The 25,933-nt window shown below is 41.1% G+C and carries 33 protein-coding genes; all 33 read left to right on the plus strand.

The genetic code is table 11. The annotated features are described in order from the left end of the window. Positions 1–40 precede the first annotated feature (40 nt). The 33 genes from rplL to map all read left to right on the plus strand — a co-directional run bounded on the left by rplL (position 41) and on the right by map (position 25,883). Positions 41–406 (plus strand): 50S ribosomal protein L7/L12, encoded by a 366-nt coding sequence (gene rplL / locus ACFOU2_RS17940; protein WP_377917550.1) that lies wholly within the window; start codon positions 41–43, stop codon positions 404–406. Positions 407–528: 122 nt separating this feature from the next. Next, positions 529–1,134: a class I SAM-dependent methyltransferase gene (locus ACFOU2_RS17945; RefSeq protein WP_377917552.1), complete on the plus strand. Its 606-nt coding sequence runs from the start codon at positions 529–531 to the stop codon at positions 1,132–1,134. Positions 1,135–1,385: 251 nt separating this feature from the next. Further along, on the plus strand, positions 1,386–4,952 hold the full coding sequence (rpoB, locus tag ACFOU2_RS17950; protein ID WP_377917554.1) for a DNA-directed RNA polymerase subunit beta: 3,567 nt from the start codon (positions 1,386–1,388) through the stop codon (positions 4,950–4,952). A gap of 63 nt (positions 4,953–5,015) precedes the next feature. Further along, on the plus strand, positions 5,016–8,609 hold the full coding sequence (rpoC, locus tag ACFOU2_RS17955) for a DNA-directed RNA polymerase subunit beta' (protein WP_377917556.1): 3,594 nt from the start codon (positions 5,016–5,018) through the stop codon (positions 8,607–8,609). Between the two features lie 136 nt (positions 8,610–8,745). Then, positions 8,746–8,994, plus strand: a complete 249-nt coding sequence (locus ACFOU2_RS17960) for a 50S ribosomal protein L7ae-like protein (RefSeq protein WP_377917558.1) — start codon at positions 8,746–8,748, stop codon at positions 8,992–8,994. A gap of 99 nt (positions 8,995–9,093) precedes the next feature. Beyond that, the gene (rpsL, locus tag ACFOU2_RS17965; RefSeq protein ID WP_377917560.1) at positions 9,094–9,516 is read left to right on the plus strand and encodes a 30S ribosomal protein S12; all 423 of its coding nucleotides are present in this window, start codon (positions 9,094–9,096) and stop codon (positions 9,514–9,516) included. A 43-nt stretch (positions 9,517–9,559) separates the two neighbouring features. Then, positions 9,560–10,030: a 30S ribosomal protein S7 gene (rpsG, locus tag ACFOU2_RS17970; protein ID WP_377917562.1), complete on the plus strand. Its 471-nt coding sequence runs from the start codon at positions 9,560–9,562 to the stop codon at positions 10,028–10,030. A gap of 96 nt (positions 10,031–10,126) precedes the next feature. Next, positions 10,127–12,205, plus strand: a complete 2,079-nt coding sequence (fusA, locus tag ACFOU2_RS17975) for an elongation factor G (protein WP_377917564.1) — start codon at positions 10,127–10,129, stop codon at positions 12,203–12,205. A 122-nt stretch (positions 12,206–12,327) separates the two neighbouring features. Next, complete coding sequence (gene tuf, locus ACFOU2_RS17980; RefSeq protein WP_377917566.1) at positions 12,328–13,518, plus strand: elongation factor Tu; 1,191 nt, start codon at positions 12,328–12,330, stop codon at positions 13,516–13,518. 424 nt (positions 13,519–13,942) lie between these two features. Next, the gene (gene rpsJ, locus ACFOU2_RS17985; protein ID WP_019394071.1) at positions 13,943–14,251 is read left to right on the plus strand and encodes a 30S ribosomal protein S10; all 309 of its coding nucleotides are present in this window, start codon (positions 13,943–13,945) and stop codon (positions 14,249–14,251) included. A gap of 39 nt (positions 14,252–14,290) precedes the next feature. Further along, positions 14,291–14,920, plus strand: a complete 630-nt coding sequence (gene rplC, locus ACFOU2_RS17990; RefSeq protein ID WP_377917568.1) for a 50S ribosomal protein L3 — start codon at positions 14,291–14,293, stop codon at positions 14,918–14,920. A gap of 30 nt (positions 14,921–14,950) precedes the next feature. Continuing rightward, positions 14,951–15,574, plus strand: coding sequence for a 50S ribosomal protein L4 (gene rplD / locus ACFOU2_RS17995; protein WP_377917570.1), 624 nt, complete (start codon positions 14,951–14,953; stop codon positions 15,572–15,574). After that, entirely contained in the window at positions 15,574–15,861 is a 288-nt protein-coding gene (rplW, locus tag ACFOU2_RS18000; protein WP_377917572.1) for a 50S ribosomal protein L23, read from the plus strand. Before rplD ends, rplW begins: the two co-directional genes overlap by 1 nt. Positions 15,862–15,888: 27 nt before the next feature. Next, the gene (gene rplB / locus ACFOU2_RS18005; RefSeq protein WP_377917574.1) at positions 15,889–16,719 is read left to right on the plus strand and encodes a 50S ribosomal protein L2; all 831 of its coding nucleotides are present in this window, start codon (positions 15,889–15,891) and stop codon (positions 16,717–16,719) included. A gap of 57 nt (positions 16,720–16,776) precedes the next feature. Next, entirely contained in the window at positions 16,777–17,055 is a 279-nt protein-coding gene (rpsS, locus tag ACFOU2_RS18010) for a 30S ribosomal protein S19 (protein WP_377917576.1), read from the plus strand. Between the two features lie 19 nt (positions 17,056–17,074). After that, positions 17,075–17,416: a 50S ribosomal protein L22 gene (gene rplV / locus ACFOU2_RS18015; RefSeq protein ID WP_377917578.1), complete on the plus strand. Its 342-nt coding sequence runs from the start codon at positions 17,075–17,077 to the stop codon at positions 17,414–17,416. Between the two features lie 3 nt (positions 17,417–17,419). Continuing rightward, entirely contained in the window at positions 17,420–18,076 is a 657-nt protein-coding gene (gene rpsC, locus ACFOU2_RS18020) for a 30S ribosomal protein S3 (RefSeq protein WP_377917580.1), read from the plus strand. A 2-nt stretch (positions 18,077–18,078) separates the two neighbouring features. After that, positions 18,079–18,513 carry a 50S ribosomal protein L16 gene (gene rplP, locus ACFOU2_RS18025; protein WP_377917582.1) on the plus strand — a complete coding sequence of 145 codons (435 nt, stop codon included), beginning with the start codon at positions 18,079–18,081 and terminating at the stop codon, positions 18,511–18,513. Next, the gene (gene rpmC / locus ACFOU2_RS18030; protein WP_028397301.1) at positions 18,503–18,703 is read left to right on the plus strand and encodes a 50S ribosomal protein L29; all 201 of its coding nucleotides are present in this window, start codon (positions 18,503–18,505) and stop codon (positions 18,701–18,703) included. Before rplP ends, rpmC begins: the two co-directional genes overlap by 11 nt. 25 nt (positions 18,704–18,728) lie before the next feature. Further along, positions 18,729–18,992, plus strand: coding sequence for a 30S ribosomal protein S17 (rpsQ, locus tag ACFOU2_RS18035; protein WP_377917584.1), 264 nt, complete (start codon positions 18,729–18,731; stop codon positions 18,990–18,992). A 40-nt stretch (positions 18,993–19,032) separates the two neighbouring features. After that, positions 19,033–19,401: a 50S ribosomal protein L14 gene (rplN, locus tag ACFOU2_RS18040; RefSeq protein WP_377917586.1), complete on the plus strand. Its 369-nt coding sequence runs from the start codon at positions 19,033–19,035 to the stop codon at positions 19,399–19,401. Positions 19,402–19,444: 43 nt separating this feature from the next. Then, positions 19,445–19,756: a 50S ribosomal protein L24 gene (gene rplX, locus ACFOU2_RS18045; RefSeq protein WP_377917588.1), complete on the plus strand. Its 312-nt coding sequence runs from the start codon at positions 19,445–19,447 to the stop codon at positions 19,754–19,756. A 23-nt stretch (positions 19,757–19,779) separates the two neighbouring features. Beyond that, complete coding sequence (gene rplE / locus ACFOU2_RS18050) at positions 19,780–20,319, plus strand: 50S ribosomal protein L5 (RefSeq protein WP_377917590.1); 540 nt, start codon at positions 19,780–19,782, stop codon at positions 20,317–20,319. Between the two features lie 34 nt (positions 20,320–20,353). Next, positions 20,354–20,539 carry a type Z 30S ribosomal protein S14 gene (locus ACFOU2_RS18055; RefSeq protein WP_377917592.1) on the plus strand — a complete coding sequence of 62 codons (186 nt, stop codon included), beginning with the start codon at positions 20,354–20,356 and terminating at the stop codon, positions 20,537–20,539. Positions 20,540–20,569: 30 nt separating this feature from the next. Further along, positions 20,570–20,968, plus strand: a complete 399-nt coding sequence (rpsH, locus tag ACFOU2_RS18060; RefSeq protein WP_377917594.1) for a 30S ribosomal protein S8 — start codon at positions 20,570–20,572, stop codon at positions 20,966–20,968. 30 nt (positions 20,969–20,998) lie between these two features. After that, positions 20,999–21,538: a 50S ribosomal protein L6 gene (rplF, locus tag ACFOU2_RS18065; RefSeq protein ID WP_377917596.1), complete on the plus strand. Its 540-nt coding sequence runs from the start codon at positions 20,999–21,001 to the stop codon at positions 21,536–21,538. A gap of 32 nt (positions 21,539–21,570) precedes the next feature. Further along, the gene (gene rplR, locus ACFOU2_RS18070; protein WP_377917598.1) at positions 21,571–21,933 is read left to right on the plus strand and encodes a 50S ribosomal protein L18; all 363 of its coding nucleotides are present in this window, start codon (positions 21,571–21,573) and stop codon (positions 21,931–21,933) included. 20 nt (positions 21,934–21,953) lie between these two features. After that, positions 21,954–22,454: a 30S ribosomal protein S5 gene (rpsE, locus tag ACFOU2_RS18075; protein WP_377917600.1), complete on the plus strand. Its 501-nt coding sequence runs from the start codon at positions 21,954–21,956 to the stop codon at positions 22,452–22,454. Between the two features lie 13 nt (positions 22,455–22,467). Further along, the gene (gene rpmD / locus ACFOU2_RS18080; RefSeq protein ID WP_078415013.1) at positions 22,468–22,653 is read left to right on the plus strand and encodes a 50S ribosomal protein L30; all 186 of its coding nucleotides are present in this window, start codon (positions 22,468–22,470) and stop codon (positions 22,651–22,653) included. Positions 22,654–22,685: 32 nt separating this feature from the next. Next, entirely contained in the window at positions 22,686–23,126 is a 441-nt protein-coding gene (gene rplO / locus ACFOU2_RS18085; protein WP_377917602.1) for a 50S ribosomal protein L15, read from the plus strand. Beyond that, on the plus strand, positions 23,126–24,418 hold the full coding sequence (gene secY / locus ACFOU2_RS18090) for a preprotein translocase subunit SecY (protein ID WP_377917604.1): 1,293 nt from the start codon (positions 23,126–23,128) through the stop codon (positions 24,416–24,418). Before rplO ends, secY begins: the two co-directional genes overlap by 1 nt. A gap of 68 nt (positions 24,419–24,486) precedes the next feature. After that, the gene (locus ACFOU2_RS18095; RefSeq protein ID WP_377917606.1) at positions 24,487–25,140 is read left to right on the plus strand and encodes an adenylate kinase; all 654 of its coding nucleotides are present in this window, start codon (positions 24,487–24,489) and stop codon (positions 25,138–25,140) included. Beyond that, the gene (gene map, locus ACFOU2_RS18100; protein WP_377917608.1) at positions 25,137–25,883 is read left to right on the plus strand and encodes a type I methionyl aminopeptidase; all 747 of its coding nucleotides are present in this window, start codon (positions 25,137–25,139) and stop codon (positions 25,881–25,883) included. Before ACFOU2_RS18095 ends, map begins: the two co-directional genes overlap by 4 nt. The last annotated feature ends 50 nt before the right edge of the window (positions 25,884–25,933 follow it).

The following is a 25,933-nucleotide window of genomic DNA, read 5'->3' on the forward strand; positions in this document are numbered from 1 at the left end:
ATCTCAATATAACCAAAGGAAAAATAAGGAGGATATTAAAATGACTAAAGAACAAATCATTGAAGCGGTTAAAAATATGACTGTTTTAGAACTTAACGACTTAGTAAAAGCTATCGAAGAAGAGTTTGGTGTAACTGCAGCTGCTCCTGTAGCTGTTATGGGTGGCGCTGCTGGTGGCGAAGCTGCTGCTGAGAAAACTGAATTTGATGTAGTACTTGCTAGCGCTGGTGCTCAAAAAATTAAAGTTATCAAAGTTGTTCGCGAAATCACTGGTCTTGGCTTAAAAGAAGCTAAAGAATTAGTTGACAACACACCAAAAGCTCTTAAAGAAGGCGTTTCTAAAGAAGAAGCTGAAGAAATGAAAGCTAAACTTGAAGAAGTTGGCGCTTCTGTAGAAGTTAAGTAATTTCTTTTTAATCCTTAAAAAGCCCGCTTATCATAAGCGGGCTTTTTTGCTTTCTGTAGGTAATGAGGTTTATACTAAATAAACAGGCTAGTATGAGATAGGAAAGAAGGAGGATGGTGACGTTGACGGAACATTACTATTCGCATCAGCCGTCTGTGGCAAGTGATCGTCAAACATGGAATTTCACGCTGCGTGGGAATAAGTTGCTGTTTACAACTGATCAAGGAGTGTTCTCTAAAAGAGAAGTGGATTTTGGATCGAGAGTGTTAATCGAGGAATTTGTTTTTCCTGATGTGGAAGGACCAATTTTAGATGTAGGGTGCGGCTACGGTCCAATTGGTTTATCGTTGGCCAAAGAACGCTCTTCTATATGGGTAAACATGATAGATGTAAATGAAAGGGCGATTGAGCTGGCGAAGCTGAATGCACAGCGTAATGGAATCACTAATGTACATATTTTTAAAAGTGATTGTTACAGTGCTTTAAAGCCGGAGAACCAGTATGCTGCCATCCTGACAAATCCTCCGATTCGAGCCGGGAAGAAAGTAGTTCATGCGATTTTGGAGGGAGCGGTTCAACATCTATTGCCAAATGGAGAGCTATGGGTTGTCATTCAAAAAAAACAGGGAGCTCCTTCTGCTTTGGAAAAATTAGAGGGATTGTTTGCTGAAGTTGAGGTAGTAGAGAAGAAGAAAGGATATTACATAATCCGTGCAAAAAAATCTTGACTGCCTAATCTCGTTGTGGTAGCATTATAAAATGCCAATATGTCATTATTCTATATAGGCTTTTATTGTACATAAAATGTATAATTTTGGTTTGTATGGAAATGCTAATAAAATCAATAGTTCGTTTTTGGAAAGTCGTGGTTTTCTATTTAAAGAAGCCATTTTTCTTTTGTTTAATAATAAACATGCTTATGTTTATTATGAATGTTTAAGTCTTTCAACAATAACGCTTTATTTGAGGGGTGAATGAGTTGACAGGTCAACTAGTTCAGTATGGACGCCACCGCCAACGAAGAAGTTATGCTCGCATTAGCGAAGTATTGGAATTACCAAACCTTATTGAAATTCAAACCTCTTCATATCAATGGTTTCTTGATGAGGGTCTTAGAGAAATGTTCCAAGACATTTCTCCGATTGAAGACTTTACAGGAAATTTATCACTTGAATTCATTGATTACAGCTTAGGCGAACCGAAATACTCTGTAGAAGAATCAAAAGAGCGAGATGTAACATATGCGGCGCCTCTTCGTGTAAAAGTGCGCCTAATTAATAAGGAAACAGGGGAAGTAAAAGACCAGGATGTATTCATGGGCGACTTCCCGCTTATGACAGAAACAGGTACGTTTGTCATCAATGGTGCTGAACGTGTTATTGTTTCCCAGCTAGTTCGCTCACCAAGTGTGTATTACAGTGGAAAAATTGATAAAAACGGTAAAAAGGGATATACTGCTACAGTTATTCCGAATCGTGGAGCTTGGTTAGAGTATGAAACAGATGCGAAAGATGTAGTATATGTTCGTATCGACCGTACTCGTAAACTTCCAGTTACCGTGTTGCTTCGTGCTCTTGGTTTTGGGTCTGATCAGGAAATCATCGATTTAATTGGTGATAATGAATACTTACGCAACACTCTTGAAAAAGATAATACAGAAAGCACAGAGAAAGCGTTGTTGGAAATTTATGAGCGTTTACGCCCGGGAGAGCCTCCGACGGTTGAAAATGCTAAAACGCTTTTAATCTCACGTTTCTTTGACCCAAAACGCTACGATTTAGCGAATGTAGGTCGTTATAAAATCAATAAAAAACTTCACATTAAACACCGTCTGTTTAATCAAAGACTAGCCGAAACGCTAGTAGACCCAGAGACAGGTGAAATCATTGCAGAAAAAGGTACGATCATTGATCGTCGTACATTAGATCGTATCTTGCCGATGATTGAAAGTGGTGTGAACTTCAAAACTTATAATCCGGCTAGCGGGGTAGTAGAAGAAGATATCACACTTCAGTCCATCAAAATCTACGCTCCAAACGATCCAGATGGCGAAAAGGTTATTAATGTTTTAGGAAATGCCTATGTAATAGAGGAAGTTAAAAATATTACACCAGCTGATATTCTAGCTTCGATTAGTTATTTCTTTAACCTTTTACATCAAGTAGGTGACACAGATGATATTGACCATTTAGGTAACCGTCGTCTGCGTTCAGTTGGTGAGTTATTACAAAATCAGTTCCGTATCGGCTTGTCGCGTATGGAGCGTGTAGTGCGTGAAAGAATGTCAATTCAGGACACAAACACGATCACACCGCAACAACTCATTAACATTCGTCCGGTTATTGCGGCAATTAAAGAGTTCTTTGGAAGCTCTCAGTTGTCCCAATTCATGGATCAAACAAATCCATTAGCAGAATTAACGCATAAGCGTCGTTTATCTGCATTAGGTCCTGGTGGTTTAACACGTGAGCGCGCAGGCTTTGAAGTGCGTGACGTTCACTATTCTCACTATGGACGCATGTGTCCGATTGAGACTCCAGAGGGTCCGAACATTGGATTAATCAACTCGTTATCTTCGTTTGCGAAAGTAAATAAATTCGGATTCATCGAAACGCCTTATCGTCGTGTTGACCCGGAGACAGGTAAAGTTACGGATCGAATTGATTACTTAACAGCTGATGAAGAAGATAACTATGTAGTAGCACAAGCGAATGTCCGTTTAGATGAAGACGGCTCATTCTTAGATGAAGACATCGTAGCGCGTTTCCGCGGTGAAAATACTGTTGTTAAACGTGAGCGTGTTGACTATATGGATGTATCTCCTAAACAAGTTGTATCGGCTGCGACAGCATGTATTCCGTTCTTAGAGAACGATGACTCCAACCGTGCATTAATGGGAGCGAACATGCAGCGTCAAGCAGTACCTTTATTAAAGCCTGAGGCACCAGTCGTTGGTACAGGTATGGAGTATGTATCAGCAAAAGACTCTGGTGCAGCCGTTATTTGTAAATATCCTGGTATTGTTGAACGGGTTGAAGCGAAACAAGTCTGGGTAAGACGTTATGAAGAGGTAGACGGCCAGAAGGTAAAAGGTAACTTAGATAAGTACAACTTATTAAAATTTATTCGTTCAAACCAAGGTACTTGCTATAATCAACGCCCAATCGTTTCTGTTGGAGACGAAGTAGTAAAAGGTGAAATCTTAGCTGATGGCCCATCTATGGAGTTAGGTGAACTGGCTTTAGGTCGAAACGTTCTTGTAGCGTTCATGACTTGGGACGGATATAACTACGAAGATGCGATCATTATGAGTGAACGTCTTGTAAAAGATGATGTATATACTTCAATTCATATTGAAGAATACGAGTCTGAATCTCGTGACACAAAATTAGGACCGGAAGAAATTACGCGTGATATCCCGAATGTAGGTGAAGATGCACTGCGTAATCTAGATGAGCGCGGAATTGTTCGCGTCGGTGCTGAAGTAAAAGACGGCGACCTTCTTGTAGGGAAAGTAACGCCAAAAGGAGTTACAGAGCTAACAGCTGAAGAACGTTTATTACATGCGATCTTCGGTGAGAAAGCAAGAGAAGTTCGTGATACATCTCTTCGTGTACCTCACGGTGGTGGCGGTATTGTTCTTGATGTCAAGGTCTTCAATCGTGAAGATGGCGATGAACTGCCACCTGGTGTAAACCAACTCGTTCGTGTATACATTGTACAGAAACGTAAAATCCATGAAGGTGACAAGATGGCGGGACGCCATGGTAACAAAGGTGTTATCTCTCGTATTTTACCTGAAGAAGACATGCCTTATCTGCCGGACGGCACTCCTGTTGATATCATGTTGAACCCATTAGGGGTACCTTCACGTATGAACATCGGTCAGGTATTAGAGTTGCACTTAGGTATGGCTGCCCGTAGGCTGGGAATTCATGTAGCTACTCCTGTATTTGATGGTGCCCGTGAAGAAGATGTATGGGCGACGATTGAAGAAGCCGGCATGTCTCGTGATGCAAAGACAGTCCTTTATGATGGACGTACTGGTGAACCGTTCGACAACCGTGTATCTGTAGGTGTCATGTATATGATCAAACTTGCGCACATGGTTGACGATAAACTCCATGCACGTTCAACAGGCCCTTACTCGCTTGTAACGCAACAACCACTTGGAGGTAAGGCTCAATTTGGCGGCCAGCGTTTCGGTGAGATGGAGGTTTGGGCGCTTGAGGCATACGGTGCCGCTTATACATTACAAGAAATCTTAACAGTGAAATCCGATGACGTTGTAGGGCGTGTGAAAACATACGAAGCGATTGTCAAAGGTGAAAACGTACCTGAACCAGGTATACCTGAGTCATTCAAAGTATTAATTAAAGAGCTTCAAAGTTTGGGTATGGATGTTAAGATGTTATCAAGCAATGAAGAAGAAATCGAAATTACTGATATGGATGATGATCATGATCAGTCAACTGACAGCATCATGATCGATTCTGAAAGGGAGTCTGTTGCAGAAGAGCAAAAAGCCCCTGTCATAAAAGAGTAATTTACGCCAAGCGATTTTACGATATAAGGGAAAAACCTGGAGACTAAAAGGGAGGTAGGCCCCTTGCTAGATGTAAATAACTTTGAGTATATGAAAATTGGTCTTGCTTCACCTGATAAAATCCGTTCTTGGTCTTACGGTGAGGTTAAAAAGCCAGAAACAATCAACTACCGTACTTTAAAACCAGAAAAAGACGGATTGTTCTGTGAGCGTATTTTCGGTCCGCAAAAAGATTGGGAATGTCATTGTGGTAAATATAAACGTGTACGTTATAAAGGTGTGGTGTGTGACCGTTGTGGTGTAGAGGTTACACGTGCTAAAGTACGTCGTGAGCGTATGGGACATATCGAATTAGCTGCACCTGTCTCTCACATTTGGTATTTCAAAGGTATCCCTAGCCGCATGGGACTTGTCTTAGACATGTCCCCTCGCGCGCTGGAAGAGATTATCTACTTTGCTTCCTATGTAGTGACAGATACAGGTGATACACCGCTTGAAAAGAAACAATTACTTTCTGAAAAAGAATATCGTGCATATCGTGAGAAATACGGTCAAACATTCCAAGCTTCTATGGGAGCTGAAGCTGTTAAAAAGCTTCTTCAAGATATCGACCTTGAAAAAGAAGTTGATACGTTAAAAGAAGAGCTGAAAACAGCTCAAGGTCAACGTCGTACTCGTGCGATTAAACGTTTGGAAGTATTAGAGGCATTCCGTAACTCTGGAAATGAGCCTTCATGGATGATTCTAGATGTATTACCGGTTATCCCGCCTGAACTACGCCCGATGGTACAGCTTGACGGCGGACGCTTCGCTACTTCTGATTTAAATGATTTATATCGCCGTGTTATCAACCGTAACAATCGTTTAAAACGTCTTCTTGACCTTGGAGCACCAAGCATCATCGTTCAAAACGAAAAGCGTATGCTTCAAGAAGCAGTTGATGCTTTAATCGACAATGGTCGTCGCGGCCGTCCTGTTACAGGACCAGGTAACCGCCCATTAAAATCACTTTCTCATATGTTAAAAGGTAAGCAAGGACGTTTCCGTCAAAACCTTTTAGGTAAACGTGTTGACTACTCTGGCCGTTCAGTTATCGTCGTAGGTCCGAACTTAAAGATGTATCAATGTGGTTTACCGAAAGAAATGGCGTTAGAGCTTTTCAAACCTTTTGTGATGAAAGAATTGGTTGAACGTGGTTTAGCCCATAACATTAAGAGCGCGAAACGTAAAATCGAACGTGTTCAGCCAGAAGTATGGGATGTTTTAGAGTCCGTTATCAGAGAACACCCGGTATTACTTAACCGTGCACCAACCCTTCATAGATTAGGTATCCAAGCATTTGAACCTACTCTAGTAGAAGGACGTGCGATTCGTCTTCATCCGCTTGTATGTACAGCATACAACGCAGACTTTGACGGTGACCAAATGGCGGTTCACGTACCACTTTCTGCTGAAGCCCAAGCAGAAGCGCGTCTTTTAATGCTGGCGGCTCAAAACATCTTGAACCCGAAAGATGGAAAACCAGTTGTTACACCTTCACAGGACATGGTATTAGGTAACTACTATTTAACATTAGAGCGTGAAGGTGCGGTTGGGGAAGGTATGGTCTTCAAAGATACAAATGAAGCCTTGCTTGCCTATCAAAATGGATATGTACATCTTCACACACGTGTAGCTGTACATGCAGGATCTCTTCATAATGAAACATTTACAGAAGAGCAAAACCAACAATTATTGGTGACAACAGTAGGTAAATTAGTTTTTAATGAAATTTTACCGAAGTCATTCCCATATATTAATGAGCCGACTAAGCTAAACCTTGAAGTGAAAACACCTGAAAAGTATTTCATTGATAAGGGTGCGGATGTTAAAGAGTTCATTAAAGGTCAACCAATCATTGATCCGTTCAAAAAGAAAATTCTTGGAAACATCATTGCTGAGGTATTTAAACGCTTCAAAATCACTGAAACGTCTAAGATGCTTGACCGCATGAAAGATTTAGGATTTAAATACTCCACTAAAGCAGGTATTACAGTTGGTGTAGCCGATATTGTGGTTTTAGGTGAGAAAGAACAAATCTTAAAGGAAGCCCAAGCAAAAGTAGATAATGTGTTAAAACAATTCAGACGCGGTTTAATTACGGAAGATGAGCGCTACGATCGCGTGATCGCCATCTGGAGTGCTGCAAAAGATACGATTCAAGGTAAATTAATGGAATCCTTAGACCGCCGTAACCCTATCTTCATGATGAGTGATTCTGGTGCCCGTGGTAACGCATCGAACTTCACTCAGCTTGCAGGTATGCGTGGTCTCATGGCCAACCCGGCTGGACGAATCATTGAATTACCGATCAAATCAAGTTTCCGCGAAGGTTTAACGGTATTAGAGTACTTCATCTCTACACATGGTGCGCGTAAAGGTCTTGCTGATACAGCTCTTAAAACAGCCGACTCAGGTTACCTTACTCGTCGTCTAGTAGACGTTGCCCAGGATGTCATTATCCGTGAAGATGATTGTGGTACAGACCGCGGATTGCTTGTAGCATCTCTTAAAGACGGCACAGAGGTTATTGAACACCTTGAAGAGCGCTTAATTGGTCGTTATGCAAGAAAATCAGTGAGACATCCGGAGACAAACGAAGTCTTTGTTCAAGAAAACGAATTGATCACAGAAGATACAGCCAAATTGATCGTAGATGCAGGTGTCGAAGAGGTATGGATTCGTTCCGCCTTTACATGTAACACCCGTCACGGTGTATGTAAAAAATGCTATGGCCGCAATTTAGCAACCGGTGCGGAAGTAGAAGTGGGTGAAGCGGTTGGTATCATCGCTGCTCAATCAATTGGTGAACCGGGTACACAGTTAACGATGCGTACATTCCACACTGGTGGGGTTGCCGGAGACGATATTACACAAGGTTTACCGCGTATCCAAGAGCTATTTGAAGCTCGTAATCCAAAAGGTCAAGCTGTTATCTCTGAGATTAACGGTACTGTTGCTTCTATTAATGAAGGCCGCGATCGCCAGCATGAAATCGTGATCCAAGGTGACATTGAAAGCCGTACGTATACAGCTCCTTATAGCGCAAGACTTAAAGTCACAGAAGGGCAACAAGTCGCGGGTGGTCAAGAGCTGACAGAAGGTTCAATCGATCCGAAAGAGTTATTGAAAGTAAAAGACATTACCTCTGTTCAAGAGTACTTGCTGCGTGAAGTACAAAAAGTATACCGCATGCAAGGGGTGGAAATTGGTGACAAACACGTTGAGGTTATGGTACGTCAAATGTTGCGCAAAGTCCGTGTAATGGATGCCGGTGACACAGATGTATTACCAGGCTCATTATTAGATATTCACCAATTCACTGATGCAAATGAAAAAGTATTGCTAGAAGGTAAACGTCCTGCTACAGGTCGTCCGGTTCTTCTTGGTATTACAAAAGCATCACTCGAAACAGATTCATTCTTATCAGCCGCATCATTCCAAGAAACAACACGTGTTCTTACCGATGCAGCAATTAAAGGAAAACGCGATGAGTTATTGGGCTTGAAAGAGAATGTTATCATCGGTAAGCTTGTCCCAGCTGGAACTGGTATGAGTCGATATCGTCAAGCGACTCCAGTTTTCAACCAAGTTGAAGAGCCCGTAACTATCGACTAATCCAACTCTTTTTTTAAATTAACATTCTCTCTGAATGGATGTTACAAAAAATCTTTTTTTGTGTTGACATCCATTCAGGAGGATGTTACTATAACAAAGGTGCTCCTATAAACCACCTGTTACTTTGGAGGATATTATGTCTTATGAAAAAGTAGCACAGGCTAAAGAAGTGATTGTAGGAACGAAGCAAACAGTTAAAGCTCTTAAAAACGGAAGAGTCAAAGAGGTGTTTGTTGCCAAGGATGCTGATTTGCGGATTATTGAACAAGTGATCCGAACAGCCTCTGAACTACAAACTCCGATTCATTATGTGGATTCTATGAAAAAGCTAGGTAAAGCTTGTAAGATAGAAGTTGGAGCTTCTGCTGTTGCAATAATTAGTTAACATGTTTTTGAACTGTAGTAGTTTCAAAAACTTTGTTTTTTGTAAAAAAATGAACCACCTGGGTATGTGGTCTTAAAAAAATCGAAAGGAGGAACATAAATGCCTACTATTAACCAATTAGTGCGCAAAGGTCGCGAAACAAAAGTAGAAAAATCAAAATCTCCTGCGTTAAACAAAGGTTACAACAGCTTTAAAAAAGCGCAAACTAACGTAATGTCTCCACAAAAACGTGGTGTATGTACACGTGTAGGTACTATGACACCTAAGAAGCCAAACTCAGCGCTTCGTAAATATGCTCGTGTACGCTTAACTAACGGTATCGAGGTAACAGCTTATATTCCAGGTATCGGTCACAACTTACAAGAACACAGCGTAGTATTAATTCGCGGTGGTCGTGTAAAAGACTTACCAGGGGTACGTTACCACATCGTGCGCGGTGCGCTTGATACTGCAGGTGTTAACAACCGTATGCAAGGTCGTTCTAAGTACGGTACTAAGAAGCCTAAAGCAGCGAAAAAATAATAAAATGAAATTACAATACGCATCGTGAAAGGAGGAAAATGGAATGCCACGTAAAGGACCTGTTGCAAAACGTGATGTGTTACCAGATCCAATTTACAATTCTAAGCTTGTAACTCGTCTTATCAACAAAATGATGATCGATGGTAAGAGAGGTAAATCTCAAGCAATTCTTTATAATGCATTCGATATCGTAAAAGACCGTACAGGTAAAGAGCCGATGGAAGTATTTGAACAAGCTCTTAAAAATATCATGCCTGTATTAGAAGTTAGAGCTCGTCGTGTAGGTGGTTCTAACTACCAAGTACCAGTAGAGGTTCGCCCTGAGCGCCGTACTACTTTAGGACTTCGCTGGTTAGTAAACTATGCTCGTCTTCGCGGTGAAAAAACGATGGAAGAGCGTTTAGCTAACGAAATCTTAGATGCAGCCAACAATACAGGTGCTTCCGTTAAGAAACGTGAAGACACTCACAAAATGGCAGAAGCAAACAAAGCGTTTGCTCACTACCGCTGGTAATATAACATATTATTTAGAGCTGTTAGGATGTTTATACTTAACAGCTCTGAAAATAAAAACTAAACCATACTTAGCAAAGGAAGGAGAAAGACCCCAATGGCTAGAGAGTTCTCCTTAGAAAACACTCGTAATATCGGGATCATGGCTCATATCGATGCTGGTAAAACAACCACTACTGAGCGTATCCTTTACTACACTGGCCGTATCCACAAAATTGGTGAAACTCATGAAGGTGCTTCACAAATGGACTGGATGGAGCAAGAGCAAGAGCGTGGTATCACAATCACGTCTGCTGCCACTACTGCTCAGTGGAAAGGTCACCGTGTTAACATCATCGATACACCGGGACACGTAGACTTCACTGTAGAGGTTGAACGTTCTCTTCGTGTACTTGATGGTGCTGTTGCTGTACTTGACGCCCAATCAGGTGTTGAGCCTCAAACTGAAACAGTTTGGCGTCAAGCAACAACTTACGGAGTACCACGTGTCGTGTTCGTTAACAAAATGGACAAAATCGGCGCAGACTTCTTATATTCTGTAAAAACAATTCATGATCGTTTAGGTGCAAACGCTCATCCTGTGCAATTACCCATCGGTGCTGAAGACCAATTCGAAGGTATCATTGATCTAATCGAAATGAAAGCTACTTTCTATGGAAATGACTTAGGTACTGATATTGAAGTACGTGACATTCCAGAAGAATATCAAGACTTAGCTGAAGAATACCGCTCTAAGCTAGTTGAAGCTGCGGCTGAACTTGATGAAGAATTAATGATGAAATACTTAGAAGAAGGCGAGCTTACAAACGAAGAGTTAAAAGCTGCCATTCGTCAAGGTACAATCAACGTTGAATTCTTCCCTGTTCTTTGCGGTTCTGCATTCAAAAACAAAGGTGTTCAGCTTATGTTAGATGCGGTAATCGATTACTTACCTGCGCCAGTAGATGTACCGGCAATCAAAGGTACTTTACCGGATACTGATGAAGAAGTAACTCGTGAATCTAGCGATGATGCACCATTCTCTGCGCTAGCATTCAAAGTTATGACTGACCCTTATGTTGGTAAGTTAACATTCTTCCGTGTATACTCTGGTGTATTAAGCTCTGGTTCATACGTTCAAAACTCTACGAAAGGTAAGCGTGAGCGTGTAGGTCGTATCCTGCAAATGCATGCTAACTCTCGTGAGGAGATTTCTCAAGTATATGCAGGGGATATCGCAGCAGCTGTAGGTCTAAAAGACACTACAACTGGTGATACTCTATGTGACGAGAAAAACCCTGTTATCTTAGAATCAATGGAATTCCCAGAGCCAGTTATCTCTTTATCTGTTGAGCCTAAGTCCAAAGCTGACCAAGATAAGATGACAACAGCTTTACAAAAACTTCAAGAAGAAGACCCAACTTTCCGTGCGGAAACAAACCCTGAGACTGGACAAGTTATCATCTCTGGTATGGGTGAGCTTCACCTTGATATTATCGTTGACCGTATGCGTCGCGAATTCAAAGTAGAAGCGAACGTTGGTGCTCCTCAAGTGGCATATCGTGAAACATTCCGTAGTGCAGCTGAAGTTGAAGGTAAATTTGCACGTCAATCTGGTGGTCGTGGTCAATATGGTCATGTTTGGATTGAATTCTCACCAAATGAAGAAGGAAAAGGCTTTGAATTCATAAACAACATCGTGGGTGGTACGGTACCTCGTGAGTACATCCCTGCAGTACAAGCTGGTCTTGAAGATGCTATGGACAATGGTGTATTAGCTGGCTATCCGTTAATCGACATTAAAGCCCGCTTATTCGATGGTTCTTACCATGATGTTGACTCAAGTGAGATGGCGTTCAAAATTGCGGCATCTATGGCTCTTAAAAATGCAGCTAAAAAATGTAACCCAGTGCTACTTGAGCCAATGATGAAAGTAGAAGTCGTTATCCCAGATGAGTACCTAGGTGACATCATGGGTGACATCACTTCCCGTCGCGGACGTGTAGAAGGTATGGAAGCACGCGGTAACGCGCAAGTAGTACGTGCATTCGTTCCACTTTCTGAAATGTTCGGGTACGCAACTGCGTTGCGTTCAAACACTCAAGGTCGCGGAACATACTCAATGCACTTCGATCACTACGAAGAAGTACCTAGAAACATCTCTGAAGAAATTATCAAAAAAAATAAAGGTGAATAATTGATTTTCATCCTTTATTGAAGTATAACTACTTATGTAAGCTGTGGAAGTGACCAAATTTCACTTTCGCAGCATCATATATACCTATTATACTTACTTAAAAGGTTAAGGAGGATTTTCAAATGGCTAAAGAAAAATTTGACCGTTCGAAAACGCATGCTAATATCGGTACAATTGGTCACGTTGACCATGGTAAAACTACATTAACAGCTGCTATCACTACTGTACTTGCTAAGCGCAGTGGTAAAGGTGCGGCTATGGCCTACGACCAAATCGACGCTGCTCCAGAAGAGCGCGAGCGCGGTATCACAATCTCAACTGCACACGTTGAGTATGAAACTGAAAACCGTCACTATGCACACGTTGACTGCCCAGGACACGCTGACTATGTTAAAAACATGATCACTGGAGCTGCTCAAATGGACGGCGGTATCTTAGTAGTATCTGCTGCTGACGGCCCAATGCCACAAACTCGTGAGCACATTCTTTTATCTCGTCAAGTAGGTGTACCTTACCTTGTTGTATTCTTAAACAAATGTGACATGGTAGACGACGAAGAGTTATTAGAATTAGTAGAAATGGAAGTTCGTGACTTACTTTCTGAATACGACTTCCCTGGTGATGATGTACCAGTAATCAAAGGTTCTGCTCTTAAAGCTCTTGAAGGAGAGCCTGAATGGGAAGAAAAAATCATCGAGCTTATGAACGCTGTTGATGAGTACATCCCAACTCCAGAACGCGACACTGAAAAACCATTCATGATGCCAGTAGAGGACGTATTCTCAATCACTGGTCGTGGTACAGTTGCTACTGGTCGTGTTGAGCGCGGTCAAGTTAAAGTTGGTGACGTAGTAGAAATCATCGGTTTAACTGAAGAGCCAAAATCAACTACAGTAACAGGTGTTGAAATGTTCCGTAAGCTTCTTGACTATGCGGAAGCTGGTGACAACATCGGTGCATTACTTCGCGGTGTATCTCGTGAAGAAGTACAACGTGGTCAAGTACTTGCTAAACCAGGTACAATCACTCCACATACAAAATTTAAAGCGGAAGTTTACGTTCTTTCTAAAGAAGAAGGTGGACGTCACACTCCATTCTTCTCAAACTACCGCCCACAATTCTACTTCCGTACAACTGACGTAACTGGTATCGTCCAATTACCAGAGGGTGTAGAAATGGTTATGCCTGGCGATAACATCGAAATGACAGTAGAACTTATCGCTCCTATCGCGATTGAAGAAGGTACTAAATTCTCAATCCGTGAAGGCGGCCGCACAGTAGGCGCTGGCGTAGTAGCAACTATCCAAGAGTAATCATGGTGATAGAAAAAGAGCAGGAATGAATCCTGCTCTTTTTGTTTCTATTGATTCTGGCCCTTGAGATCACGCTGCTCCAAAACTAGGAGTGTTCAACAAATGTCTGTGAATAGGAAAGAAAACCATCATTTATATGAGTTTCATTCTATATAGATAGTTTTTTACTAGAGAAATATTCCACTCATATAATGTCTTGCAAATTCTATTGATGTTATATATAATGTAAAAAGTGCGCGGCATTAAAGAATATAAAATTTAGTGTTGCATTGTGAGCCCATTTTTATTATAATAAAAATGTTGGTCTTTGACTGCGATGATGTGGAAGGTTGCTGACACACCCGGCCGCTTTGCCATGGCGAGTGTGAGGAAATTTCCACGGAGAATGTCTATTAGTGAAATAGGCGATAAAGGAGGGAAAATAATGGCAAAAGAAAAAATTCGCATCCGTTTAAAAGCTTACGATCACAGAATCCTTGATCAATCAGCTGAGAAAATTGTTGAAACTGCAAAACGCTCAGGTGCTAACGTGTCTGGTCCAATTCCATTACCAACTGAGAAGTCGGTTTACACAATCTTACGTGCGGTTCACAAGTATAAAGATTCTCGTGAGCAATTCGAAATGCGTACACACAAACGTTTAATTGATATTGTGAATCCAACTCCTCAAACAGTTGATTCATTAATGCGTTTAGACTTACCGTCTGGTGTAGATATCGAAATCAAACTTTAATTGAAATAAAATGAACAATATTTTTAGGAGGTGTGACTTATGACCAAAGGAATCTTAGGAAGAAAAATCGGTATGACTCAAGTATTCGCAGAAAACGGTGAGTTAATTCCTGTAACAGTAATTGAGGCAACTCCAAACGTAGTTCTTCAAAAGAAAACTGCTGAAACAGACGGATATGAAGCGATTCAAATCGGCTTCGAAGATATTCGTGAAAAATTAACAAACAAGCCGGCTAAAGGACATGCTGCTAAAGCGAATACTGCTCCTAAGCGCTTCATCCGCGAAATTCGTGGTGTAAATGCTGGAGAATACGAAGTTGGTCAAGAAGTCAAAGTTGATATTTTCGCGGAAGGCGACAAGATTGATGTAACAGGAATTTCAAAGGGTAAAGGTTTCCAAGGTGCAATTAAACGCCACGGACAATCTCGTGGACCTATGTCTCACGGTTCTCGTTACCATCGTCGTCCTGGTTCAATGGGACCTGTTGCTCCAAACCGTGTATTTAAAGGTAAAGCACTTGCAGGCCGCATGGGCGGAGAGCGTATCACTGTTCAAAATTTAACAGTAGTTAAAGTTGATACAGAGCGCAACCTTTTATTGGTAAAAGGTAATGTGCCTGGTGCTAGAAAAGCATTAGTAACAGTTAAAAGTGCGGTTAAATCAAAATAATGATTCTTTCAAGAAAGGAGGAAATACCCAATGCCTAAAGTAGCATTGTATAACCAAAACGGCCAAAACGTTGGTGAAATCGAATTAAACGATGCCGTATTTGGTATTGAACCAAACAAACATGTACTTTTTGAAGCAGTAGTTATGCAACGTGCAGCTATGCGTCAAGGTACTTCTAAAGTAAAAAATCGTTCTGAAGTAAGCGGCGGTGGACGTAAACCATGGCGCCAAAAAGGTACTGGTCGTGCTCGTCAAGGATCTATCCGCTCTCCACAATGGCGTGGTGGTGGTACTGTATTCGGTCCAGTTCCTCGTAGCTACAGCTATAAATTACCTAAAAAGGTTCGTCGTTTAGCGATCAAATCTGCATTATCTTCAAAAGTTCAAGAGAATAACATTTTAGTTCTTGAAGCACTAGCTTTTGATGCTCCAAAAACAAAAGAGATGGTGGCGGTTCTTAAGAACTTATCATTAGACCGCAAAGCTTTAATCGTGACTGGTGATGTAAACGAAACTGTTGCATTATCTGCTCGCAACATTCCTGGTGTGACTGTTGTCTCAGCTAATGGTTTAAGCGTATTAGACGTTCTTAACCATGACAAACTTGTCCTCACGAAAGATGCGGTTGAAAAAGTAGAGGAGGTGCTTGCATAATGAAAGATCCTCGTGATATTATTAAGCGCCCCGTAATTACTGAACGTTCAACTGATTTAATGGCTGAAAAGAAATATACATTTGAAGTTGATGTAAAAGCTAACAAAACTCAAGTTAAAGATGCGATCGAAAAAATCTTTGACGTAAAAGTTGAGAAAGTTAACGTCATGAACTACAAAGGTAAATTCAAACGTGTAGGTCGCTACAGCGGTCTTACAAATCGTCGTCGTAAAGCAGTTGTAACATTAACTCAAGACAGCAAAGAAATCGAGTTCTTTGAAGTTTAAGTCTAATAGAGAAGGAGGGAAACAGCCATGGCGATTAAAAAGTATAAACCAACGTCAAATGGTCGTCGTAACATGACAGTATCTGATTTCGCCGAAATCACTACTGATAAGCCAGAGAAATCATTGCTTGCGCCTTTACACAAAAAAGGTGGACGCAATAACCAAGGTAAATTAACAGTTCGTCACCAAGGTGGTGGACATAAGCGCCAATATCGTATTATCGATTTCAAACGCGACAAAGATGGAATACCTGGACGCGTTGCTACAATCGAGTACGATCCAAACCGTTCAGCAAACATCGCATTAGTTAACTATGCAGATGGTGAGAAACGTTACATCCTAGCTCCTAAAAACTTAGAAGTTGGTATGGAAGTTATGTCAGGTCCAGAGGCTGACATCAAGGTAGGTAACGCTCTTCCACTAGCTAACATTCCGGTGGGTACTGTAATCCACAACATCGAATTAAAACCTGGTAAAGGTGGACAATTAGTTCGTTCTGCAGGTACATCTGCACAAGTGCTTGGTAAAGAAGGTAAATACGTATTAGTACGTTTAACTTCTGGTGAAGTACGCATGATTCTTGCAACTTGCCGCGCTTCTATCGGTCAAGTAGGTAACGAACAACATGAATTAATCAACGTCGGTAAAGCTGGTCGTTCTCGTTGGTTAGGTATCCGTCCAACAGTTCGTGGTTCTGTAATGAACCCTAACGATCACCCACACGGTGGTGGTGAAGGTCGTGCTCCTATCGGACGTAAGTCTCCAATGACTCCTTGGGGTAAACCAACTCTTGGATACAAAACTCGCAAGAAGAAAAACAAATCAGACAAATTTATCGTTCGTCGTCGTAAAAAATAACGGGATTGAGCTACGGTTCAAGCGAACCGTAGAACAATCACGAAGGGAGGTTCACGCATGGGTCGCAGCTTAAAGAAAGGGCCTTTTGTTGATGATCATTTAATGAAGAAAATTGAGAAGTTGAATGAAACTGATGGCAAACAAGTTATTAAAACTTGGTCTCGTCGTTCTACAATCTTCCCTCAATTTATCGGTCATACTATTGCTGTATACGATGGTCGTAAACACGTTCCTGTTTATGTTACTGAAGACATGGTAGGTCACAAATTAGGTGAATTCGCACCAACTCGTACTTACAAAGGTCACGCAAGTGATGATAAGAAAACAAGACGCTAATATGAGAGGAGGCATTTAAATGCAAGCTAAAGCTGTTGCTAGAACAGTTCGTATTGCTCCTCGTAAAGTTCGTTTAGTGGTGGATTTAATTCGAGGAAAGCAAGTAGGTGAAGCTGTGTCTATTCTTCGCCTTACAAATAAAGCAGCTTCTCCAATCGTGGAGAAAGTGTTGAAATCTGCAATTGCGAACGCAGAACACAACTATGAAATGGACGCAAATAACTTAGTTGTTACTCAAGCATACGTGAACGAGGGGCCAACTTTAAAACGTTTCCGTCCACGCGCTATGGGTCGTGCGAGCCAAATTAACAAACGCACAAGCCACATCACAATCGTGGTATCAGAAAAGAAGGAGGGATAATCAGTGGGTCAAAAAGTAAATCCAGTCGGTTTGCGTATCGGAGTTATCCGTGATTGGGAGTCTAAATGGTACGCTGAAAAAGACTACGCCGATTTATTACATGAAGACTTAAAAGTACGTGAGTACATTACAAAACGCTTAAACGATGCGGCTGTTTCTAAAGTAGAAATCGAGCGTGCTGCAAACCGTTTAAACGTAACTGTCCACACAGCTAAGCCTGGTATGGTTATTGGTAAAGGTGGTACTGAAGTTGAAGCACTTCGCAAAGCTCTTAACCAATTAACTGGCAAGCGTGTTCATATCAACATCGTTGAAATCAAAAGAGCTGATTTAGATGCTAAATTAGTTGCAGAAAACATTGCACGTCAACTTGAAAATCGCGTTTCATTCCGCCGTGCACAAAAACAAGCGATCCAACGCTCAATGCGTGCTGGTGCACAAGGTATCAAAACAATGGTATCTGGTCGTTTAGGTGGCGCTGATATCGCTCGTTCTGAACATTATAGTGAAGGTACTGTTCCTCTTCATACTCTTCGCGCTGACATCGATTACGGTACAGCTGAAGCTGATACTACTTACGGTAAACTTGGCGTAAAAGTATGGATCTATCGTGGAGAAGTTCTTCCTACTAAGAAGAAAACTGAGGAAGGAGGAAAATAATTATGTTAATGCCAAAACGCGTTAAATATCGTCGTGAACACCGCGGTAAAATGCGTGGTCGTGCAAAAGGCGGCGCTGAAGTACATTTCGGCGAGTTCGGTTTACAAGCTTTAGAAGCTTCTTGGATTACAAACCGTCAAATCGAAGCTGCTCGTATTGCGATGACACGTTACATGAAACGTGGCGGTAAAGTATGGATTAAAATTTTCCCTTCTAAACCTTATACAGCTAAACCATTAGAGGTGCGCATGGGTTCCGGTAAAGGTGCTCCTGAAGGTTGGGTAGCAGTAGTGAAACCTGGTAAAGTAATGTTTGAAATCGCTGGTGTATCTGAAGAAATCGCTCGTGAAGCATTACGGTTGGCGTCTCATAAATTACCAGTTAAATGTAAATTTGTAAAACGTGAAGAAATTGGTGGTGAATCTAATGAAAGCTAATGAAATTCGTGACCTTACCACTGCCGAAATTGAACAAAAAGTCAAAGCTTTAAAAGAAGAGTTATTTAACCTTCGTTTCCAGTTAGCTACTGGTCAATTAGAAAACACTACACGTATTCGTGAAGTGCGTAAATCGATCGCTCGTATGAAAACTGTCGTTCGTGAAAGAGAGATCGCTGCTAGCAAATAATATAGTCTGAAGGGAGGCTTTCAGAATGAGTGAACGCAATCAACGCAAAGTTTACACAGGTCGCGTAGTATCTGACAAGATGGACAAAACAGTCACTGTTCTTGTAGAAACGTATAAGAAACATTCTTTATACGGCAAGCGCGTTAAATACTCTAAAAAGTTCAAAGCTCATGATGAGCGCAATGAAGCTAAAGTGGGCGACATTGTAAAAATCATGGAAACTCGTCCGTTATCTGCTACTAAACGTTTCCGTCTAGTAGAAGTAGTAGAAAAAGCAATTATTATCTAATGATCGGATAGAATCATAAATCCGAAGGGAGGTTTCATGCATGATTCAACAGGAAACTCGTTTGAAAGTTGCTGACAACTCTGGTGCACGTGAAGTATTAACAATTAAAGTATTAGGTGGATCTGGCCGCAAAACAGCAAATATTGGTGATGTTATTGTTTGTTCAGTGAAACAAGCAACACCAGGAGGCGTTGTTAAAAAAGGTGACGTTGTTAAAGCAGTAGTTGTTCGTACAAAGAGCGGTGTGCGCCGCAAAGACGGTTCTTACATCCGCTTTGACGAAAATGCTTGCGTAATCATCCGTGACGATAAGAGCCCGCGCGGTACTCGTATCTTTGGACCTGTTGCACGTGAGTTGCGCGACAACAACTTCATGAAAATTGTTTCTTTAGCTCCAGAAGTTCTATAATGATATAAAATTTAAGATAGCCTTTTAAGGAGGTGCGACTAGGATGCATGTAAAAAAAGGTGATAAGGTAATGGTTATCTCCGGTAAAGATAAAGGTAAACAAGGCGTTATCCTTGAAGCTTACCCGAAGAAAAACCGTGTACTTGTTGAAGGTGTAAATGTTGTGAAAAAACATTCTAAGCCTTCTCAAGCCAACCCACAAGGTGGAATCATTAATAAAGAGGCACCTATCCATGTATCTAACGTAATGCCATTAGATCCTAAAACTGGTGAACCAACTCGTGTAGGTTACAAAGTGGAAGATGGCAAAAAGGTACGTGTAGCAAAAAAATCTGGTGAAGTTCTAGATAAATAATGTAGCGAAAGGAGGTACAAAACATGAACCGCCTAAAAGAAAAATACGTTAAAGAAATTACACCTGCTCTTATGAGTAAGTTTAACTATAAATCCGTAATGGAAGTTCCAAAAATCGAAAAAATCGTTGTAAACATGGGTATTGGTGATGCAGTACAAAACGCGAAAGCTCTTGACGTTGCAGTTGAAGAGTTAGCGACTGTTACTGGTCAAAAACCGATCGTGACTCGCGCGAAAAAATCTATCGCTGGTTTCCGTCTTCGTGAAGGTATGCCAATCGGTGCGAAAGTTACTTTACGCGGCGAGCGCATGTACGAATTCTTTGATAAATTAATATCTGTATCTCTTCCACGTGTACGTGACTTCCGTGGAGTATCTAAAAAATCTTTCGATGGACGCGGTAACTATACTTTAGGTATTAAAGAGCAAATCATCTTCCCTGAGATCGATTACGATAAAGTAACAAAAGTACGTGGTATGGACATCGTAATTGTTACAACTGCAAAAACAGACGAAGAAGCTCGTGAATTATTAACACAATTCGGTATGCCGTTCCAAAAGTAATTTACTGCCAACTTTAAGCAGAGGAGGCGAGAATGTGGCTAAAAAATCAATGATCGTGAAACAAAAGCGTGAACCAAAGTTTAAAGTGCAAGCGTACACTCGTTGTGAACGCTGCGGACGTCCGCACTCTGTAATTCGCAAATTTAAACTTTGCCGTATCTGTTTCCGTGAACTTGCTTACAAAGGTCAAATTCCTGGTGTTAAAAAAGCTAGTTGGTAAAACCCAAGTATGGGAAGGAGGTAAAATCATATGGTAATGACTGATCCAATTGCAGATATGCTTACTCGCATCCGCAATGCGAACATGGTGCGTCATGAGAAAATTGAAATTCCAGCATCAAACATCAAAAAGCAAATCGCAGAAATTCTTAAGCGTGAAGGTTTTGTTCGTGATGTAGAATACATCGAGGACAACAAACAAGGTATCATCCGTATTTTCTTGAAATACGGTGCAAACAACGAGCGTGTAATCACTGGTCTTAAACGTATCAGTAAGCCTGGTTTACGCGTATACGCTAAATCTACTGAAGTACCTCGTGTACTTAACGGTCTAGGTATTGCAATTCTTTCTACTTCTCAAGGTGTGTTAACAGACAAAGAAGCACGTCAAAAACAAGCTGGCGGAGAAGTATTAGCATACATTTGGTAATCACTTTTAATGTGAACGGAGGTGTAAAGTATGTCACGTGTTGGTAAAAAACCTTTAGAAATCCCTGCTGGCGTTACAATTACAAACAATAACAACACTGTAACTGTAAAAGGCCCGAAAGGTGAATTAACTCGTACGTTTCATCCAGATATTGAAATTAAAGTAGAAGATAACGTAATCAACGTATCTCGTCCAAGCGATCAGAAAGAGCACCGTGCATTACACGGTACAACTCGCAGCATTTTAGGTAACATGGTTGAAGGTGTTACTAAAGGCTTCGAGCGCGGCTTAGAGCTTATCGGGGTTGGTTACCGTGCGCAAAAGCAAGGTAACAAAGTTGTATTAAGTGTTGGTTACTCTCATCCAGTAGAAATCGTACCTGAAGCTGGTATCGAGATCGATGTTCCAACTCAAACGAAACTTGTTGTTAAAGGTATCGATAAAGAACGTGTTGGTGCAGTAGCTGCAAACATTCGTGACGTTCGTCCGCCAGAGCCTTACAAAGGTAAAGGTATTCGTTATGAAGGCGAATTTGTTCGTCGTAAAGAAGGTAAAACTGCTAAGAAGTAATGCCGCGTAGGTAGAAGAAAGGAGTGACCAAAATGATTACGAAAACTGATAAAAATGCAGTTCGTAAGAAAAGACATGCTCGTGTTCGTGCAAAATTGTCTGGAACAGCTGTACGTCCTCGTTTAAACGTGTATCGTTCTAACAAGCACATTTATGCACAAATCATTGATGATGTTAATTCTGTAACAATTGCAAGTGCTTCTACTATGGATAAAGAGTTATCTTTTGAAGGTACTGGCAACGTAGATGCAGCTCAAAAAGTGGGCGAATTAGTTGCAAAGCGCGCGATTGAAAAAGGTGTTAAAGAAGTAGTGTTTGATCGTGGCGGTTATTTATATCATGGTCGTGTGAAAGCTCTAGCTGATGCTGCTCGTGAAGCTGGCTTACAATTTTAATCGCAAAAGGAGGGAAAAAGATGCGTCGTATTGATCCAAACAAATTAGAACTTGAAGAGCGCGTAGTTACAATTAACCGCGTAGCGAAAGTTGTTAAAGGTGGTCGTCGTTTCCGTTTTGCTGCTCTTGTAGTAGTTGGAGACAAAAATGGTCATGTTGGTTTCGGAACTGGTAAAGCGCAAGAGGTACCAGATGCAATTCGCAAAGCAATTGAAGATGCTAAGAAAAACTTAATCACTGTGCCTATGGTTGGAACTACAATTCCACACGAAGTGGTCGGACAATTTGGTGCAGGTGAAATCTTCATGAAACCAGCTTCTGAAGGTACTGGAGTTATCGCAGGTGGTCCGGTACGTGCGGTATTAGAATTAGCTGGTGTAAGTGATATCCTTTCTAAGTCTTTAGGCTCTAACACACCAATCAACATGGTTCGAGCTACTATCGAAGGTTTAGCACAGTTAAAACGCGCTGAAGAAGTTGCAAAGTTACGTGGTAAGACTGTAGAGGAACTGTTAGGATAAGGAGGGAAAACAAATGGCGAAAAAATTAGCAATTACCCTCACTCGTAGCGTGATTGGTCGTCCAGAAGATCAACGTGTGACTGTTCGCACTCTTGGTTTACGCAAGATGCACCAAACGGTTGTACTTGAAGATAATGCAGCGATTCGCGGTATGATTAATAAAGTTGCTCACTTAGTAACTGTTAAAGAACAAGACTAACATTCAATTGTTACTATAAGGAGGTGCTCCGCATGAAACTTCATGAGTTAAAACCAGCTGAAGGTTCTCGTAAAGAACGTAATCGTGTAGGTCGTGGTATCGGTTCTGGTAACGGTAAAACTTCAGGTAAAGGTCATAAAGGTCAAAACGCTCGCTCCGGTGGTGGTGTAAGACCTGGATTCGAAGGTGGTCAAACTCCTTTATTCCGTCGTTTACCTAAACGTGGTTTCACTAACATCAACCGTAAAGAATTCGCGATTGTAAACTTAGACACATTAAATCGCTTTGAAGATGGAACAGAAGTAACTCCAGAATTATTGATTGAAACTGGCGTAGTAAGCAATGCTAAAGCTGGCATCAAAATTCTTGGTAAAGGTACTTTAGATAAAAAGTTAACTGTTAAAGCTAACAAATTCTCCTCTACTGCTAAAGAAGCGATCGAAGCTGCAGGCGGTAAAACTGAGGTGATTTAATGTTTCAGACAATCTCCAATTTTATGCGCGTAGGTGATATAAGAAAGAAAATTATATTCACCTTACTAATGTTAATTGTCTTCCGTCTAGGCACCTTTATTCCGGTGCCAAGCGTTAACACCGATGTGTTAAAGCTCCAAGATCAATTCAATGTTTTTGGAGTTTTAAACACGTTTGGTGGGGGCGCATTAAAAAACTTCTCCATCTTTGCGATGGGTATTATGCCGTATATTACAGCTTCCATTATTGTTCAGTTGCTGCAAATGGATGTTGTACCTAAATTTACGGAATGGTCTAAGCAAGGAGAAGTAGGACGTCGTAAATTAGCTCAGTTTACCCGCTATGGTACAATCGTGCTTGGATTTATCCAAGCATTGGGTATGTCTATAGGGTTTAATAATTTATCAGGTGGACAATTAATTCAAAACCCTGGAATTCCCACATACCTCCTGATTGCTACAGTTTTAACAGCAGGAACTGCTTTTTTAATGTGGTTAGGAGAACAAATTACTGCTAAAGGTGTAGGGAACGGAATTTCCGTTCTTATCTTTGGAGGGATTGTTGCCGGAATTCCAACAACAGTCAATCAAATTTATGCGCAACAATTTGAAGATGTTGGAGATCAATTATTTATCCGCATTGTAACGGTTATTCTAATTGCTCTGGCAATCTTAGCTGTTATTGTTGGTGTTATTTTCATGCAACAAGCGCTAAGAAAAATTCCGATTCAATATGCAAAAAGAGCAGCTGGCAAAACGCCGGTTGGCGGCCAGTCCACTCATTTGCCTTTAAAGGTAAATGCAGCTGGGGTTATCCCTGTTATCTTTGCAGTTTCATTTATCATCACTCCACCAACAATTGCGTCGTTCTTCGGTTCAAACGATGTAACGGATTGGATTCAGAAAACATTTGATTATACGAAGCCTATTGGTATGGTAATATATATTGCCCTTATTATTGCTTTCTCGTATTTCTATACTTTTGTTCAGGTTAACCCTGAACAGGTAGCAGAAAACCTGAAAAAGCAGGGCGGTTATATTCCAGGTATACGTCCAGGTAAGAACACTCAAGAATACCTAACAAAGATTTTATATAGATTAACCTTGATTGGTTCTCTATTCCTTGCAGCTATTTCAGTTCTTCCTGTCTTCTTTATCCAAATCGCTGACTTGCCGCCATCGGCTCAAATCGGCGGCACAAGTTTGTTAATCGTTGTTGGTGTTGCGCTTGAAACAATGAAACAGCTTGAGAGTCAGTTGGTAAAACGCCATTATAAAGGATTTATTAAATAAGGGAGTTTAGTGGGGAGCAATTTTTGCTTTCCCATTAAACTGATTAAGAGACTGAGGGGGAAATAGAAATGAATTTAGTTTTAATGGGCCTTCCTGGTGCTGGGAAAGGTACACAAGCTGAACGAATTGTAGAGAATTACGAAATCCCTCATATCTCAACAGGAGATATGTTCCGTGCTGCAATTAAGGAAGGAACACAACTAGGATTAAAAGCTAAATCTTACATGGACAAAGGCGAACTCGTTCCCGATGAGGTTACGATTGGCATTGTTCGTGAACGTTTGTCAAAAGCTGACTGTCAAAATGGTTTCTTGCTTGATGGGTTTCCTAGAACAGTAGCTCAGGCAGAAGCGCTGGAGCAGATGTTAGAAGAACTGGATCGTAAGATTGATTATGTTATTAATATTGATGTAGATCAAAGCATTTTAATGGAACGTTTAACGGGCCGCCGAATTTGTAAAGATTGTGGAGCAACATATCACTTAGTGTTCAATCCGCCAGCCAAAGAAGGCGTGTGCGACAAATGTGGTGGAGAGCTTTATCAACGTGCAGATGATAACAGCGAAACAGTTGCAAACCGCTTAGAAGTAAATGTGAAGCAATCAAAACCTTTACTTGACTTCTATGAAACAAAAGGCTATCTACGCAATATTAATGGTGATCAAGATATCAATGATGTATTCGAAGATATTCGCGCATTACTTGGGGGCGTAAGTGAATGATCATTTGCAAAACTCCTAGGGAAATTGGGATTATGCGTGAGGCTGGCAAAATTGTCGCTTTAACTCATCAGGAGCTAAAGAAGCATATTCAACCAGGCATCACGACGAAAGAATTGGATGCAATTGCCGAAAAGTTTATTCGTCAACATGATGCAATTCCATCTTTTAAAGGTTATAATGGATTTCGCGGCAGTATATGTGCTTCTGTCAATGAAGAATTAGTGCATGGTATTCCGGGTGATCGTAAGCTGAAAAATGGCGACATCATCAGCATCGATATCGGGGCTAAGTATAACGGTTATCATGGAGATTCTGCTTGGACTTATCCGGTAGGGACTATTGATGAGGAAACTCAAAAGCTGTTAGAGGTAACAGAACAATCCCTTTACAAAGGATTAGAGCAAGCAAAACCAGGGGATCGTTTGTCAAACATTTCCCATGCTATTCAAACATATGTAGAGGCGCATAACTTTTCAATTGTAAGAGAGTATGTTGGCCACGGTGTAGGTCAAGACTTGCATGAAGATCCGCAAATTCCACATTATGGTCCACCTAATAAGGGACCGCGTTTACGTCCTGGAATGGTTCTTGCGATTGAGCCGATGGTGAATGCTGGAAGCCGATATGTTAGAACATTGGCTGATAACTGGACTGTTGTAACAGTGGACGGTAAAATGTGTGCGCATTTCGAGCATACTATTGCATTAACTGAAACAGGTTATGAGATTTTAACGACTCTCTGATTGGTTAAGATACAGAAAGATCAGTCTCTATCCATTCCTCGTTAGATAAA

The sequence above is a fragment of the Bacillus songklensis genome, from assembly GCF_042649685.1.
Classification (GTDB): Bacteria; Bacillota; Bacilli; order Bacillales; family Bacillaceae_H; genus Bacillus_BA; species Bacillus_BA songklensis.